The sequence below is a fragment of the Devosia sp. genome (assembly GCF_028290435.1).
In the GTDB taxonomy this organism is placed as follows: Bacteria; Pseudomonadota; Alphaproteobacteria; order Rhizobiales; family Devosiaceae; genus Devosia.
In genome coordinates, this window is record NZ_JAQGJV010000040.1 from 1 (window position 1) to 15,753 (window position 15,753).

The 15,753-nt window shown below is 62.1% G+C and carries 17 protein-coding genes; 10 read left to right on the plus strand and 7 right to left on the minus strand.

Annotation, left to right across the window (positions count from 1 at the left end):
- A partial coding sequence (locus JWP26_RS10255) for an enolase C-terminal domain-like protein (RefSeq protein ID WP_299726767.1) occupies positions 1 to 1,046 on the minus strand: 1,046 nt, incomplete at its 3' end.
- Positions 1,047 to 1,174: 128 nt separating this feature from the next.
- On the opposite strand from JWP26_RS10255, the gene JWP26_RS10260 reads away from it, so the two are divergent.
- Positions 1,175 to 1,966 carry a GGDEF domain-containing protein gene (locus JWP26_RS10260; RefSeq protein ID WP_299726770.1) on the plus strand — a complete coding sequence of 264 codons (792 nt, stop codon included), beginning with the start codon at positions 1,175 to 1,177 and terminating at the stop codon, positions 1,964 to 1,966.
- A 2-nt stretch (positions 1,967 to 1,968) separates the two neighbouring features.
- Here the strand turns inward: JWP26_RS10260 and JWP26_RS10265 are convergent, their stop codons facing one another.
- The 6 genes from JWP26_RS10265 to JWP26_RS10290 all read right to left on the minus strand — a co-directional run bounded on the left by JWP26_RS10265 (position 1,969) and on the right by JWP26_RS10290 (position 8,233).
- On the minus strand, positions 1,969 to 2,700 hold the full coding sequence (locus JWP26_RS10265; RefSeq protein ID WP_299726773.1) for an SDR family oxidoreductase: 732 nt from the start codon (positions 2,698 to 2,700) through the stop codon (positions 1,969 to 1,971).
- 9 nt (positions 2,701 to 2,709) lie between these two features.
- Positions 2,710 to 3,816 carry a mandelate racemase/muconate lactonizing enzyme family protein gene (locus tag JWP26_RS10270; RefSeq protein WP_299726776.1) on the minus strand — a complete coding sequence of 369 codons (1,107 nt, stop codon included), beginning with the start codon at positions 3,814 to 3,816 and terminating at the stop codon, positions 2,710 to 2,712.
- The gene (locus JWP26_RS10275) at positions 3,816 to 4,901 is read right to left on the minus strand and encodes an ABC transporter ATP-binding protein (protein WP_299726779.1); all 1,086 of its coding nucleotides are present in this window, start codon (positions 4,899 to 4,901) and stop codon (positions 3,816 to 3,818) included. Before JWP26_RS10275 ends, JWP26_RS10270 begins: the two co-directional genes overlap by 1 nt.
- A 9-nt stretch (positions 4,902 to 4,910) precedes the next feature.
- Complete coding sequence (locus JWP26_RS10280; RefSeq protein WP_299726782.1) at positions 4,911 to 5,768, minus strand: carbohydrate ABC transporter permease; 858 nt, start codon at positions 5,766 to 5,768, stop codon at positions 4,911 to 4,913.
- Complete coding sequence (locus JWP26_RS10285) at positions 5,765 to 6,631, minus strand: carbohydrate ABC transporter permease (RefSeq protein WP_299726898.1); 867 nt, start codon at positions 6,629 to 6,631, stop codon at positions 5,765 to 5,767. Before JWP26_RS10285 ends, JWP26_RS10280 begins: the two co-directional genes overlap by 4 nt.
- Positions 6,632 to 6,898: 267 nt before the next feature.
- Positions 6,899 to 8,233 carry a sugar ABC transporter substrate-binding protein gene (locus tag JWP26_RS10290; protein WP_299726785.1) on the minus strand — a complete coding sequence of 445 codons (1,335 nt, stop codon included), beginning with the start codon at positions 8,231 to 8,233 and terminating at the stop codon, positions 6,899 to 6,901.
- Positions 8,234 to 8,443: 210 nt separating this feature from the next.
- Between JWP26_RS10290 and JWP26_RS10295 the strand changes: the two genes are divergently transcribed.
- The 9 genes from JWP26_RS10295 (at position 8,444) to JWP26_RS10335 (ending at position 15,708) form a co-directional block, all read left to right on the plus strand.
- On the plus strand, positions 8,444 to 9,217 hold the full coding sequence (locus JWP26_RS10295; protein WP_299726788.1) for an IclR family transcriptional regulator: 774 nt from the start codon (positions 8,444 to 8,446) through the stop codon (positions 9,215 to 9,217).
- A gap of 12 nt (positions 9,218 to 9,229) precedes the next feature.
- Positions 9,230 to 10,051 (plus strand): amidohydrolase, encoded by an 822-nt coding sequence (locus JWP26_RS10300; protein ID WP_299726791.1) that lies wholly within the window; start codon positions 9,230 to 9,232, stop codon positions 10,049 to 10,051.
- A gap of 1 nt (position 10,052) precedes the next feature.
- Positions 10,053 to 10,382, plus strand: a complete 330-nt coding sequence (locus JWP26_RS10305; RefSeq protein WP_299726794.1) for an L-rhamnose mutarotase — start codon at positions 10,053 to 10,055, stop codon at positions 10,380 to 10,382.
- A gap of 80 nt (positions 10,383 to 10,462) precedes the next feature.
- Complete coding sequence (locus JWP26_RS10310) at positions 10,463 to 11,527, plus strand: Gfo/Idh/MocA family oxidoreductase (protein WP_299726796.1); 1,065 nt, start codon at positions 10,463 to 10,465, stop codon at positions 11,525 to 11,527.
- A complete protein-coding gene (locus tag JWP26_RS10315) occupies positions 11,524 to 12,075 on the plus strand; it encodes a MaoC family dehydratase (protein WP_299726799.1) in 552 nt (183 codons plus the stop codon). The genes JWP26_RS10310 and JWP26_RS10315 overlap by 4 nt, the downstream gene beginning before the upstream one ends.
- Positions 12,076 to 12,078: 3 nt before the next feature.
- The gene (locus JWP26_RS10320; RefSeq protein ID WP_299726802.1) at positions 12,079 to 13,236 is read left to right on the plus strand and encodes a CaiB/BaiF CoA-transferase family protein; all 1,158 of its coding nucleotides are present in this window, start codon (positions 12,079 to 12,081) and stop codon (positions 13,234 to 13,236) included.
- Positions 13,233 to 14,360, plus strand: a complete 1,128-nt coding sequence (locus tag JWP26_RS10325; protein WP_299726805.1) for an extracellular solute-binding protein — start codon at positions 13,233 to 13,235, stop codon at positions 14,358 to 14,360. Before JWP26_RS10320 ends, JWP26_RS10325 begins: the two co-directional genes overlap by 4 nt.
- Positions 14,360 to 14,812, plus strand: a complete 453-nt coding sequence (locus tag JWP26_RS10330) for a MaoC/PaaZ C-terminal domain-containing protein (RefSeq protein WP_299726808.1) — start codon at positions 14,360 to 14,362, stop codon at positions 14,810 to 14,812. The genes JWP26_RS10325 and JWP26_RS10330 overlap by 1 nt, the downstream gene beginning before the upstream one ends.
- A 62-nt stretch (positions 14,813 to 14,874) precedes the next feature.
- Complete coding sequence (locus tag JWP26_RS10335; RefSeq protein ID WP_299726811.1) at positions 14,875 to 15,708, plus strand: sugar phosphate isomerase/epimerase; 834 nt, start codon at positions 14,875 to 14,877, stop codon at positions 15,706 to 15,708.
- Positions 15,709 to 15,753 lie beyond the last annotated feature (45 nt).

The following is a 15,753-nucleotide window of genomic DNA, read 5'->3' on the forward strand; positions in this document are numbered from 1 at the left end:
TGGGGCCAGACGGGGAGGTTGTATTTGGCGGCCATCAGCAGCACCGACAGCACCTCGTTGAGGCCGCCGATGCGGCAGGCGTCGATCTGGACGATGTCGATGGCGCCGTCCTTGATGAACTGCTTGAACAGGATGCGGTTCTGGCACATCTCGCCGGTGGCGACCTTCACGGGCGCGATGGCCTGGCGGATGGCGCGGTGGCCGGAGACGTCGTCGGGGCTGGTTGGCTCCTCGATGAAATAGGGATTGAAGCGGGACAGTTCCTTGACCCAGTCGATGGCCTGGTCGACTTCCCAGACCTGGTTGGCGTCGATCATCAGGAAACGATCTGGCCCCATGATCGAGCGAACGATTTCGAGGCGCCGGATATCGTCGTCGAGATCGCGGCCGACCTTCATCTTGATGTGGTTAAAACCCCCGGCGACGGCCTCGGTGGCGAGGCGGGTCAGCTTCTCATTGGAATAGCCCAGCCAGCCCGCCGATGTGGTGTAGCACTGGTAGCCCTCGGCCTTGAGGGTGGCGACGCGGTCGGCCTTGCCGGCTTCGGCTTTGCGGAAAATGGCGAGGGCTTCATCCGGCGTAATGGCGTCGGTGAGGTAGCGGAAATCGATGATGGAGACGAGCTGTTCGGGGGTCATGTCGGCGACGAATTGCCAGACCGGCTTGCCGGCGTGCTTGGCGAGCAGGTCCCAGACGGCGTTGACCACGGCGCCGGTGGCCAGGTGCATGGCGCCCTTGTCGGGGCCGATCCAACGGAGCTGGCTGTCGCCGGTGACGTGGCGCCAGAAGCGGCCGGGATTTTCGGCGATCCAGGCGAGGTCGAGACCGACGACGCGCGAGGTCAGCGCCTTGATGGCGGCGACGACGACTTCATTGCCGCGGCCGATGGTGAAGGTCAGGCCATGGCCTTCGTGGGCGCCGTCCGTGGCCAGGATGACGTAGGCGGCAGAGTAGTCGGGATCAGGGTTCATCGCATCGGAGCCGTCGAGGGCGTCCGAGGTGGGGAAGCGGAGATCGTGGGTGCGCAGCGCGGTGATTTTGGTCATGGCGTACTCAGTAGAGCTGATAACAGGAGATGGAAGGATGCGTTAACCATGCCGGTTAACCTGGCTGAACGGCGGTCGTGAGATTGTTCGGATACGCCGCCCCCACATCCGGACGACGAGGTTACAGAGTGACGAGCAAATTCATCGCGCAGAGCTACCGGCGCTACTACGCCTGGTTGCTGACGCTGGGCATGACGCGCACCGTGCTCCTGGCGACATTGATCGCCATTACGGGCTCGGTCGTGACCACGGCTGTGTTGCTGCTGCTGATTCCCGGCCCCAACGACTTTTTCTGGTACGGGATGATCGTTGCCGTGGTGTCCCCTGCCCTGACGGCGCCGGGGCTTGGCTCCGTCGCCTTCAAAATGGCATTTCAGCTCAGCACGGCCCAGACGGCCCTGACGCTGGCCGCGGAAACCGACGCGCTGACGGGGATAGCCAATCGCCGCTCGTTCATGGTGCAGGCCGAACTTGCCTTCCTGGGCGCTCGCTCGACGGGAGTATCCTTCGCCGTCATCATGGCCGATATCGATCACTTCAAGGCGATCAATGACACGCATGGCCATGGCGTCGGCGACGACGTGATCCGGGATGTGGCGCAGGCCTGCAAGGCGGCGCTGCGCCAAGGCGACTGCTTCGCGCGGTTTGGCGGGGAGGAGTTCATCGCGCTGCTGCCAATGACCAACCATGCCGAGGCGCTGGCGATGGCGGAAGTTCTGCGCGAGACCGTGGCGACGCTGGCGTTCGAGAACCGGATGCCGCCCGCAGTCACGATCAGCCTTGGTGTCGCTGGTTATCTCGCGAGCAGCGCTAGCCTGCATGATATCCTCAATGAAGCCGACCGGCAGCTCTATGCCGCCAAGGCCGCCGGCCGCAACCGGGTAATGATGGCGGGCCCGGAGGCCCGCCTGGCGTCCTGACCTCAGGCCGTCCAGCCACCGTCGATGACGTGAACCTGGCCGGTGGTGTAAGTGGCGCCGGCGAGATAGACGGCGAGGTCGGCGATTTCCTCGGGCTGGCCGATGCGGCCAATGGGCTGGCGGGCGATGAAAGCCTTCTTCGCGGCTTCGAAATCACCAGTGGCATGCCAGCGCTCGTGCAATGAGGGGCTATCAACCGTGGCAGGGGCGATAGCGTTGATGCGGATGCCCTGCGTGACATAATCGGCGGCAATCGACTTGGTCAGCCCAATCACAGCGGCCTTGGAGATGGAATAGGCAGCGCGGTTCGGCACGCCTTTGACCGAGGAAGCCACCGTCGACATGTTGATGATCGCGCCATCCTTGCGCTCGAGCATCTGGGGCAGCACGGCCTGAATGGTGCGGACCTGGGCCCGGACATTGAGGTCCAGGGCGAAATCGAGGTCCTTGTCGCTCATCTCCAGCACGGTGCCGTTGTGAACCACACCGGCGCAGTTGAAGAGGATGTCGATGCGGCCGATTTCGGCGACGGCTTTGTTGACGTCATCGGTCGAGAGCACGTTGAGGATGCGGGTGGTGACGTTGGGCGTGCCATCCAGCTCCTTGAGCTTTTCGGCATTGATATCGGTGGCGATGACTTTGCAGCCGGCTTTGACAAACGCCTCCACCGAGGCGCGGCCAATGCCTTGGGCGGCAGCGGTGATGAGAACGATTTTGCCGGAAATATCGGACATGGTTGATTCCTATTGAATGATGGAACGGCTGCCTTCGACCACTTGGCGGTCGATGGCGGCGAAGTCCCAGGCGATGCCGAGGCCGGGGGCGTCGGAAGGCCGAGCCTTACCGTTCTGGATCGTCATGCGTTCGGTGGTCAAGTCATCCAATTGTGGAATGTATTCGACCCAGCGGGCGTTGGGCACGGCGGCGCAGAGCGAGACGTGCAGCTCCATGAGGAAATGCGGGCTGACGACGATATTGAAGCACTCGGCCATGTGGGCGACCTTGAGCCAGGGCGTGATGCCGCCGATGCGACCGACATCGACCTGGATCACCGAGGCCGCATGGCGCTGCAGGTATTCGCGGAAGTGGCTGACCGAATAGAGGCTCTCGCCGACGGCGATGGGCAGGCTGGTATGTTCGGAAAGGCGGACATGGCCGGAGATATCGTCGGCGGGGAGCGGTTCTTCGAGCCAGCCGATATCGAGCGGCTCATAGGCGCGGGCGCGGCGGATGGCTTCATCGACCGCAAAGGCCTGGTTGGCGTCGGTGAAGATTTCAAAGCCCGGACCGACGGCCTCGCGCACGGCGGTGATGCGGGCGACGTCCTCGTGGATGGGGCGGCCGACCTTGAGCTTGGCGCCCTTGAAGCCGTCGGCCTTGGCGCGCAGGGCGTCTTCGACCAGCGCAGATTGCTCCAGATGGAGCCAGCCGCCTTCGGTGGTGTAGAGGGGGATTTCGGACTGTGCGCCACCGGCCAGCTTATGCAGCGGCAGGCCGAGCTTGCGGCATTTGAGGTCCCACAGCGCGGTATCGATCGCCGCCATGGCGATGGCGGTGATGGCGCCGATAGTGGTGGCGTGGGTCAGGAACAGCAGGTCGCGCCAGATGGACTCGATGTCATAGGCGTCGCGGCCGATGATGGCGGGGCACAGGGTGCGGTTGAGCAGCTCCATGACGGAATGGCCGCCGGTGCCGATGGTGTAGCTGTAGCCGGTGCCGACCACGCCATCGCTGTCCGTAATGCGGACGATGGGGGTTTCCTGGCTGACGAAGCTCTGAATGGCGTCGACGCGTTTGACCTTGGGTATCAGGTCAACCATCAGGAGTTCGATGCGGGTGATTTTGGCCATTATGCCCTCACGCTCTTGCCGCTGGCCTTGTCGAAGACGTGCAGCCGGGTCAGGTCGAGGGTGAAATCCAGGCTCTCGCCCGGCTTGACGACGCGGGGATTGAGCATCTTGCCTTGGATTTCCTTGCCGCCCAGTTCGGTGAACAGGATGGTCTCAGTGCCCAGTGGTTCGGCGATGGCGATGGTGCGGTTGATCGAGATGGCGTTTTCGGTGCCGTGCAGGGAATGGCCTGCCGGCGCGAAGCTTTCGGGGCGGAAGCCGAGGATGATGGACTGGCCTTCGGTCACGGCGCTATCGGCCGGCAGCGGCACTTCGACGCCGTCGGTCAGCACGGCCTTGCCGGCCTTCACTACCGCATCGAGCTGATTCATCGGCGGGGAGCCGATGAAGCCGGCGACGAAGGTGTTGACCGGGTACTCGAACACATCCGAGGGCGTGCCGATCTGCTCGATATGGCCGTCGCGCATGATGACGATGCGGTCGGCCAGGGTCATGGCCTCGACCTGATCGTGGGTGACGTAGATGACCGTGGTCTTAACGCGCTGGTGGAGCTTCTTGATTTCGACGCGCATCTGGCCGCGCAGCTTGGCATCGAGATTGGAGAGCGGCTCGTCGAACAGGAACACGTCGGGATTGCGCACGATGGCGCGGCCCATGGCGTCGCGCTGGCGTTGGCCGCCCGAGAGGTTCGCAGGAAGGCGATCCATATAGGGGCCAAGGCCCAAAATCTCGGCGGCGTCATCAACGCGGGTTTTGATTTCCGCCTCAGGCATATTGGCGATCTTGAGCCCGAAGCCGAGATTGTCGCGCACGGTCATATGCGGATAGAGCGCGTAGCTCTGGAACACCATGGAGATGTTGCGGGCACGCGGCGGCAGGTCGTTGACCACGCGATCACCGATGGAAATCGTGCCGGCGGTGATTTCCTCGAGCCCGGCGATCATGCGCAGGGTGGTGGACTTGCCGCAGCCAGAGGGGCCGACGAGCACGACGAATTCATTGTGGGCGATATCGAGGTCGATGCCGTGCACCGTTTCGATCTTGCCATAGGTCTTGACGACTTTTTCCAGGCGAACGGGAGCCATGGGATATCCTTACTTGACGCCGCCGAAGGTCAGGCCGGCGATCAGGTGTTTCTGTACAACGAAGGTGAGGACCAAAGCCGGGATGATGATTAGCACGGCCATGGCGCTCATACCGGTCCAGTCGACGGTGAATTGGGCAGTGAAATCCATCAGGCCCACCGGCATGGTCTTGGAGGCCGTGGTGCGGGTCAGTTGGCTCGCCAGCGCATATTCATTCCACGAGGTGAGGAAGGCGAAGATGGCGGCCGAGGCTAGGCCCGAGCGGGCCAGCGGAAATTCCACCTTCCAGAATGCCTGCCAGCGGGTGCAGCCATCGATCTGGGCGGCTTCGCTGAGATCGACCGGGATTTGGCGGAAGAAACCATCGGTGAGCCAGATGGTGAAGGGGATGTTGACCGCCATATAGACGAGGATCATCCCGAAGCTGGTATCGATCAGCCCCAGCCGCGCCCAGATGATGAATAGCGGCAGGCTGAGCGCCACGCCAGGGACGGTGCGGCTGAGCATGAAGGCCAGAAACAGCGTCGCCTTGCCCTTGAAGCTGAAGCGGGCGAACGAGTAGCCGCCGGCCATGCCGATGACGACGGCCACAAAGGTCGAGGTGATCGAAATCACCAGCGAATTGGTGAAATATTGCAGCACCGGCAGGCCCTGTTGGGCCGATGACAGGCCGAACAGGCGGGCAAAATTGTCCAGCGTGGGGTTTTGCGGAATCCACACGGCGGGGCGGGCCAGCACTTCGATATTCGGCCGGAACGCGGTCAGCACGACCCAGAGGCCGGGCACGGTCAGGATGGCCATGGCGACGAAGACGCCGAAGCGGATCAGCCAGCGTTGCCAGGGCTTTTCGATGGTCAACCGGCTCATTGTGCGCCTCCCATGAAGGTGCGCGCGGCGACCAGCTTGCGATAGAAATAGAAGGTGAAAACGATCGACAGGATGATCGACACATAGCCCATGGCATTGGCCATGCCCATCTGGCTGTTCTGGTAGCCGGTGCGGGTCATCAGCGTCCACAGCAGCTCGGTACGGCCGGCGGGGCCGCCATTGGTCATGATCTTGACCATGTCATAGGCGCGCGCCACGTCCAGCGAGCGAATGGTCATGGCGATATAGACGAAGGGCATCAGGAACGGCAGCGTGATGTGCTGGAACACCTGGAGCGGATTGCAGCCATCGACGCGCGCGGCCTCCAGCGGCTCCTTGGGCAGCGCCATCAGGCCCGCCAGCAGCAGAATGGCGAACACCGAGGTCGACATCCATATTTCGGCGAAAATGATGGAGAAATTGGCCAGCGTACCATCGACCAGCCACGGGATGGGCTGGCTGATGATGTGCAGGTCGAACAGGGCGTTGTTGAGCAGCCCGATCGAGTCGTTGAAGATGTATTTGAACTGGAAACCCACGAGGATGGGCGAGAACATCATGGGAAACATCATGATGGTGCGCAGCGTGCGCTGGCCCCAGGTGATCTTGTTGACCAGCAGCGCCAGGCCCAGGCCGAGCAGCATTTCCAGATTGAGCGTGATGGTGACGAAAACGAAGGTGCGCCCGAAAGCCCACCAGAAATCCGCATTGGTCAGCAGGCGCTGGTAATTGCGCAGACCGACGAACTGGAACAGGGTCGCGGGTTTGGTCAGGTTATAGGCGGTGAAGCTGGTCCAGAACGAGACCAGCAGCGGCACCAGTACGACCGACAGGATAACCACGATCGCCGGCAGCAGCAGCATATAGGGAATGGCGCGCGGCGAGGCGAAGAAAGACACCCGGTCTTTGGTTCGCGGCTGCGAAAGGGTTTGAACGTCTGTGGTCAAGGACAGGCCTCTATCGTGAGCGGCGGCCTCGTGTCCGAGACCCGCCACAGTGTCACCCCGGCACCGGCCGGGGTCCATCCTGAGATGCGTTTGTCTGAATGAATCTCAGGATGGATTCCGGCCTGCGCCGGAAGACATCGTGGGAGTTGCCGCCTCGGAGCAGGCCCCGAAGCGGCGATTGGCTTACTGCTTGAGGATACCAGCGTCTTCCAAGATGGTGGTCGCATCGGCAGCGGCCTGATCGAGCGCTTCCTGGGGGGTCTTTTCGCCCACGATGGCGGCCTGGAGCTGGGGCCAGAGCACGTTGCTGACTTCAATCCACTGCGGGATCAATGGCGGGGTCCGGGCATCGGCAAGGCTGGCCTGCCAGATCGGGAACATCTCAGCCAGAGCGGTCTTGCCGTTCTCGTTGAAATACTTCACGGCCTGGTCGAACGTGGCGGAACGGGTCGGCAGGTTGCCGGCTTCGGCTTCCATCAGTTCGCTGTCGTCATTGGTCAGGAAGACGGCCAGCGAAACGGCGGCCGGCTTGTTGTCACAGGCTTCGGTCACCGAGAACGAGTGCGAACCGGACCAGCCGCCACGCTTGCCGGAGGTGCCTACAGGCGCCACGGCGAAGCCGAGGTGATCGGCGATCTTGGAGGCGGTCGGATCGCTGTAGAAGCCGGCAAAGCCCGGCCAATCCAGATCGACAGCCAACTGGCCAGCGGCCATGGCCTGGCCGATTTCGTCCCAGGTGTAGTTGACGGTACCAGCCGGCACGGCGCCGGCGTCATAGATGTCCTTGAACCACTGCAGGGCCGCTACGCCTTCAGGCGAATTGAAGGTCGGCTTCCAGTTGGCGTCGAACAGGTCGCCGCCGTTGGCGCGCAGGATTTCCATGAAGCGGCCGGACATGCCTTCGTCCTTGCCGGCGAATGCGGTGCCATAAAGGTTCGGAGCATCGGCAAAGAAAATGATCTGCTGCTTGAATTCGTCGAAGGTCTTGGGCGGCGCCAGATCGGTGCCGAACTTGGCCTTGTAGGCTTCCATCTTCGCCGGGTCCTCATAGAGGTCCTTGCGATAGTAGAGGTTGGACACGTCGGTGACGCGCGGCAACTGCACCAGACGGCCATCGACCATGGAGGCCTGCAGCGTGCCGGGGACGTACTTAGCCAGCTCGGACGCCGGGATCGACTGTGCCAGGTCGATATAGAGATCGCCATACTGGGGCGCGAAGCTGGTGTGGTTGGAGCCAACGCACCAGGTGATCTGGCCGGACGCGATGTCCTGCTTGATTTCACGGTCCAGGTCGAAATGGTTCTTGGATGAAACGATTTCGACCTTGGCGCCGGTCAACGCTTCCCACTCGGGAATACGGGTATAGAGCTTTTCGTACTGCGTACCGCCGATGAGCTTCACCTTGAGGGTGTAGCCGGGGAACGAGCCGTAATCGAATTCTTGCGCCATGACAGCGCCGGACAGCGTCGCCAGCGCGACCGAGGCCAGTAGGGCCTTGGCCAGGAACTTGGTTGCCATTGATTTCTCCTCCACAGGGGACCTTCCGATGCCGCCTCGCTCGAGGCTTGATCATCCATATTTGAAAAGTCTATTCGTAGGTAAGCACAATTCTTGTTGCCCCGTCAACGGCTGCAGCGGTCGGAATACGGTGCCGAATGCTAACAGGCCGCTAGCAATTTGCAGGTGAATGGCTAGCATCGTTAGCGCGAGTGGAGGGGAGTTCTACCGGTGAGTATTGCGGAAGATGCCGATCGCTATCGCGCGCCGGCGCTCGACAAGGGTCTGGATATTCTTGAACTGCTGGCGGCCACCGATGACGGCCTGAGCCAAGCCGAGATCGCCAAGGCGCTCGACCGATCGCCCAATGAAATTTACCGTATGCTCGACCGGCTGGTGCGGCGCGACTATGTGCGGCGCACGCCGGAGGACCGCTATGAGGTGACCCTCAAGCTGTTCGAACTGGGGCATGCAAGACCACCGATGCGCCGGCTGATCAGCCAGGCGACGCCAGTGTTGCGACAGTTTGCGATCAAGGCGGAACAGGCGGTGCATCTGGTGGTGCAGGACCGCAATATCCTGGTGGTCATCGCCCAGGTCGACAGCCCGGGCTATTGGAACGTATCGATCCGGGTGGGCTCGCGAATCAGCCTGGTCAATACCGGCTCAGGACATGTGTTCCTGGCGTTTTCGACGCCCGAAGAACGCCTATTGATGATGGAAGAGCAGGATATGGGCACACCCGAAAAGATGCCCAAAGGGCTGATCACGCGACTCGACGGGGTGCGCCAGCAGGGTTACGAAAATATGCCCAGCGCCCAGACGCCGGGCGTTTTGAACCTTTCAGTGCCGATTTTCGGGCCAATGGGGTCGGTGATCGCCGTGCTGACCTGCCCCTATACACAACGGCTCGACAAGCTCGACGCCCCCAATACGCAGCAGGTCCTGAACCTGCTGCGCGAGGCGGGGCAGGAATTATCGCGGCGCTCAACGCCAAGCGCCTAGGAGGAACGACGCATGCGCATTCTCGATACCCATCTGCATCTCGTTTATCCCGACAAGTTCTCCTATCCGTGGCTGGAGGGCGCACCCGCGATCAATCGGCCCTGGACGGTGGAGAACTACTTTTCCGAGGCGCGCGGGCTCGGGATCACCGGGGCGCTGCATATGGAAGTCGATGTCGCGGACGCCGATATCGTCAAGGAGACGGAGTTCATGCTGACCCTGCCGGGCATTGTGGGGGCGATTGCGGCCTGCCGGCCTGAGGGCATGGGATTTGTCGACCAGATCGAGCAGTTGAGCGAGCATGCCCATGTGAAGGGCGTGCGGCGGATTTTGCACCAGGCACCGGATGAATTGAGCCAGAGCGATCTGTTCGTCGAGAACATACGGCACCTGCCGGACTATGACCTGAGCTTCGACCTCTGCGTGCGGGCCGACCAATTGCCGATCGGCACCATGCTGGCGCAGCGGGCGCCGGATGTGCAGTTCATCCTTGACCATTGCGGGGTCCCGGATGTGGCGGGAAAAGGGCTCGATCCGTGGCGGGGCTATATCACCGAACTGGCCAAACTGCCCAATGTGGCGGCGAAGGTGTCGGGGATCGTGGCCTATGCGGGGGCGGACTGGACCACTGCGGATTTGCGGCCGTTCGTTGAGCATATCATCGAGAGTTTTGGCTGGGACCGTGTGGTGTGGGGCTCGGATCATCCGGTGGTGACGCTGACGGGGTCGCTCACGCGCTGGGTCGAGGCGACGCGCGAAATCGTCAAAGGTGCCAGCGAGGACGAGCAGGCCAAGCTGTGGCATGGCAATGCTGAACGGATTTACGGGGTTTAAAATGAAACGCTACGGTTCGGTCATCGGGCTCAAGCCCGAGCAGATCGCTGACTACAAGCGGGTCCACGCGGCCGTGTGGCCGGATGTGCTGGCGCAGATCAAGGCCAGCGGGATTGCCAATTATTCGATTTTCCTGCGCGAGCCGGAAAACCTGCTGTTCGCCTATTACGAATATGTGGGCACCGACCACGACGCCGACATGGCAGCGATGGCTGCCGATCCGCGCACGCAGGAGTGGTGGGCTGTGTGCATGCCGATGCAGGCCCCGCTGGAAACGCGCGCCGAGGGCGAATGGTGGGTGGGAACGGAAGAAGTTTTCCACGTCGACTGAGACTTGCAAGCCTTCCTCGTATGTGAAAAGATTATTCACATAAGAATGACGGTGCTTTGTCCGTCGTGAGGGAGGGGCGAGTGCCCACGGACTATTCGGCATTGCGCCAGAGCTGGCCACGACCGAGCGCGCCGCGCCCGATCGTGATCATCGGGGCCGGCGGTATCGTCAACGACGCGCATTTGCCGGCCTATCGGCTGGCGAACCTGCCGGTCGCGGGCGTGTTCGATATCGACCGCGACAAGGCGAGGGCGCTGGCAGCCAAATGGGATATTCCGGCCTTTGCGACGCTGGAAGAGGCGATTGCGACGCCCGATGCGGTCTATGACCTCGCCCTGCCCCCGGTGGCGCATCTCGATGTGCTGCCCAAGCTGTCCGATGGCGCGGCGGTTTTGCTGCAAAAGCCGATGGGGCGGGATTTGAGCGATGCCACCGCCATCCTGGCGCTATGCCGGGCCAAGAAGCTGGTGGCGGCGGTCAACTTCCAGCTGCGGTTTTCTCCGATGATGCTGGCAGTGGCCGACGCGCTGCAGCGTGATTGGCTGGGCAAGCTGATCGATACGGAAGTGCACCTGAACCTGGTGACGCCGTGGGAGCTGTTTCCGTTTCTGAAGGGCGCGCCGCGCGTCGAGATCGCGGTGCATTCGATCCATTATCTCGATCTGATCCGGCATCTGCTGGGCAATCCGGTGGGCGTGCATGCGCGGACGATGGGACATCCATCAACCGAACTGGCGCAGACGCGGACCTCGGCGCTGATCGATTTCGAGGACGGGGTGCGCACCACGATGAGCATCAACCACAATCACGATTTCGGCCGCAAATTCCAGGATGCGAGCTTCCGCTTCGAAGGCACCGAAGGCGCGGCAATGGTCAAGCTGGGGCTGCTGCTGAACTATCCCAAGGGCGAGCCAGACGAACTCTGGATCACCCGCAAGGGCGAGGACTGGAGCCAGGTGTCCCTCTCGGGCGGCTGGTTCCCGCATGCGTTTATCGGGACGATGAACAATCTGCAGCGCTTCGCGGCGGGCGAGGATGACGTTCTCGTCAGTTCAGTCGAAGACGCGTGGCACACCATGGCGCTGGCCGAAGCAGCATTCGCCTCGGCAGCAGCGCCCGCAACCCAGGTTCAGGCACAACCATGAGCGAATTCGCACCCACCGTCGGCGTCCATTCCACCCATCCCAAGACCATGCCCGAGGCCCATGCCGATATTCCGGTGTGGAATGCGGAGAACTGGTTCTACGAGGACTGGGAAGTCGGCCACAAAATTCGCTCCTTGCGCCGCACGATTTCCGAGGGGGAATCGATGGCGTTCAATGCGCTCGTGACCGACATGCACCCCTATGTGGCGGACGATATTTTCGCCCAGACCGAGGGGCAATTCGGCAAACGGCTGGTGGCGGGGGCGTTCGTGTTCTCGGCGGGGCTGGGGCTGGTGGCGACCAATTGCGTCAACGCCTTCTCGTATGGCTATGACCGGCTGCGCTTCATCAAGCCGACCTTTATCGGCGACACCATTTATACGATCCGCACCAATCTGGAAAAATCGCCGAAATACGAAAAGCTGGGCCTGATCCGCGCCAGCTACGAGGTGTTCAAGGGCGAGGGCGAACTGGTGCTGTATTGCGAGCATATCCAGACCGTCCTCTACAGAAATCCGGCTGACTTCGTCGGCAAGACGGAGAAATAAGCCATGAGCGATATCGAAACCAAGCTGCTCGACGGCCTTGTCGTGGTCGACATGTGCCAGTTCCTCAGCGGGCCTTATGCCAGCCTGCGGTTGCAGGACCTGGGCGCGCGGGTGATCAAGATCGAGCGGCCGGATGGGGGCGATCTCAGCCGGCGGCTGTATCTGAGCGATACCGAGATTGGCGGGGATTCGACGATTTTCCACGCCATCAACCGCAGCAAAGAGAGCCTGGCGCTCGACCTCAAAAATGCGGACGATCTGGCGGCTTTGCGCAAATTGCTGCTCAAGGCCGACGTGGTGTTGCAGAATTTCCGGCCGGGCGTGATCGAGCGGCTGGGGCTGGATTACGAGGCGGTCAAGGCGATCAATCCGAGGATCGTTTATGCCTCGATCACCGGCTATGGCGACGAAGGTCCGTGGGTGGATCGGCCGGGGCAGGATTTGCTGGCGCAGGCACGTTCCGGCGTGATGTGGCTCAACGGCGATCACGATCAGGGGCCGGTGCCGTTCGGGCTGGCGATTGCCGACATGCTGGCTGGGGCCGCCGTGGCGCAGGGCATTTTGGCGGCGCTGGTGCGGCGGGGGATTTCCGGGCAAGGCGCGCATATCGAGACGAGCCTGCTCGAAGTGCTGGTGGATTTCCAGTTCGAGGTTTTGACCACCCATCTCAATGATGGGCGGCGGGTGCCCAAGCGCAGCGAATTCCGCTCGGCGCACGCCTATCTGTCGGCGCCCTATGGGGTTTATCCGACAGCGGATGGGTATCTGGCGATCGCCATGACGCCGCTGGGCAAGTTGCAAAAGCTGCTGGAGATCGAGGCGCTGTGCGCTTATGCCGATCCCAAAAGCTGGTTCACGGCGCGCGATGCGATCAAGCAGTTGATCGCCGAGCGACTGTCCACGCAGAGCACTGCGCATTGGCTGAGTATTCTGGAGCCGGCCGATATCTGGTGCGCCAAGGTGCTGGATTGGCCCGAATTGATGGCGAGCGAGGGCTTCAAGGCGCTGGACATGCTGCAGGTAGTGACGCGCGAGGATAATGTGTCGATCACCACCACCAAGTCGCCGCTGCGGATCAATGGCAAGCGGGCGCAGACCACGCGGGCCGCGCCGCTGGTCGGCGAGCAGAGCGCCAAGATTCGCGCGGAGTTCGGGCTGTGAGCATTACCCTCAAGGGCATGACCTGGAAGCATCCGCGCGGGTTCGATCCGATGGTGGCGACGTCGGCGCTGTGGCGCGACAAGACCGGGGTGCAGATCGACTGGGATCAACGCAGCCTGCAGGATTTCGAGACGTTTCCGGTGGAGGAACTGGCGCGGGAATATGACCTGATCGTCATCGACCACCCTCACGTTGGTCAGATCACCGAGGAAGGGTGCCTCGCGCCGCTGGATGTGCTGGGACGCGAAAGCGAGCGGGACGAGATGGCGCGGTACAGCGTCGGGCAATCCTATCCGAGCTATAATTGGGCCGGGCATCAGTGGGCGTTCCCCATCGATGCGGCGACGCAGGTGCAGGCCTATCGCGCCGATATCGTCGAGGGACCGGCGACCAGTTGGGGCGATCTGATCGGGCTGGCGAAGGCGGGGCAGGTGGTGCTGCCGATGCTGGCGCCGCACAGCCTGATGACGTTTTATACGCTGGCCGGCAATCTGGGACATGCGTGTAATACCGGCCAAGGCGAGCTGATCGAGGCGGAAGCCGGCGCCAAAGTGATCGAGCATCTGCGCGAATTGGTGGCGTTGATCGAGCCGAGCAATTTCGCCATGGACCCGATTGCGGCATCCGAGGCGATGGCGCACGAACATCCCGTCGTGAGCGTGATGCCGTATGGCTATGGCTATCTGAGCTATGCGCTGAAAGGTTTCCGGCCCGGCCGGTTGAAATTCGCTGATATCCCCGATGCCGGTGGGCTGGGACCTGTGGGATCGGCGCTGGGGGGAACGGGGATTGCGGTTTCCGCATTTTCAGCGGACCGCGAGGCGGCGATCGACTATGCGTATTGGGTCGCCAGCGGCGGCATCCAGGGCACGATTTATGCCGAGTCCGGCGGGCAACCAGGTCATGGCCTTGCTTGGGAAGATGAGGCCGTGAACGCGGCGGTGGACGGGTTTTATCGCGACACGCGGCGGACGCTGGAAGCGAGCTGGGTGCGGCCGCGACACAATGGTTATATGGGCTTTCAGGACGCGGCCAGCAAACGGCTCAATGCCGGGCTGCTGGGCAAGGAGAGCCCTGCCCTGATCATCGCCGAGATCAATCGCCTGTATCGGGAGAGTTTTTGATGGAGCGGCCACGCCATTTCGAGGATTACCTGCTGGGCGAAACCCGCAAGACCTATGGGCGCACCATTACCGAGACCGATTTCGTGGTGCATGCCGGTCATACGGGGGATTTCTTTCCGCACCATATGGATGCCGAGGCGATGAGGAATTCGCCTTGGGGCCAACGTATCGCTCACGGCACCATGACCTTTGCCATCGGTATTGGCCTCACCGCCAGCGAGATCAATCCGCTGGCGTTTTCCTATGGCTATGAGCGGTTGCGGTTCCCCAAGCCGGTATTCATCGGCGATACCATCCATACCACGCTGACCATTACCGGGCTCGATCCCGATCCCAAGCGGGCCGATCATGGGCGGATCACCGAGGCAGTGCGGGTGCTCAACCAGCGCGGTGAGACCGTGCTGGCGTGTGATCACATCTATCTGGCGCAGCGGCGGAATATCTCCGCTTAACGCCTTGAACCGGCCATCGCGCCGGGGCAGTGTCGGCCTCAACACGAATGAGGACGCTTCTGATGGCTTTCAACTCCGCCGACCGTATCGCGGTTTCCACCTGGTCGCTGCACCGGATGCTGGGCACTACCTATCCGCACAACCTGGATAGTCGGGAAATCGGGCCGGTAGAGGAGACCTATGGCGAGGTCGACGAGTCGCTGCTCGACATTCCCTCGGCCATCGCCAATCACGGCATCAACCGGCTGGAACTGGTGTCGTTTCACCTGCCGAGCAAAGACCCGATCTATCTGGGCGAGCTGCGTAGTGCGCTGAGCAATGCCGAAGTGACCTTGCAGACGCTGTTGATCGACGCCGGCGATATCAGCGATCCGGCGACCAGCGCCCGCGATACCGAATGGATCTGGAGCTGGATCGAGATCGCCAACCAGCTCGGTGCCGAACGCGCCCGCGTCATCGCCGGCAAGCAGAAACCGACCCGTGATGCGCTGGACCTCTCGGTCAAGGCGCTCACCACCTTGGCGGAACGCAATGCCGGCTCCAAGGTGCGACTGACCACCGAGAACTGGTTCGATCTGCTCGCCGAGCCGGCGCATGTGCATTACCTGCTCGACAAGCTGGACGGACGCATCGGGCTCAATGGCGATTTCGGCAATTGGGGTGGCCCCACCAAGTATGACGACCTGCGCGCCATTTTCGGCCGCGCCGAGACCTGCCATGCCAAGGCCGATTTCGTCGACGGCAAGATGGACGAGGCGGACTATGGCCAATGCCTGCAGGCAGCCGAAGAGGCGGGCTACAAGGGTCCCTATACGCTGGTGTTCCAGGCCGACAGTCCCGATGAATGGGCCGGCGTCGAGACCGAGAAGGAATTCATCGAGGAACTGCTCAAGTAGGCACTCACTTGTGAATGAAGCGCCCTGGCGTCGGGGCTGATGCCA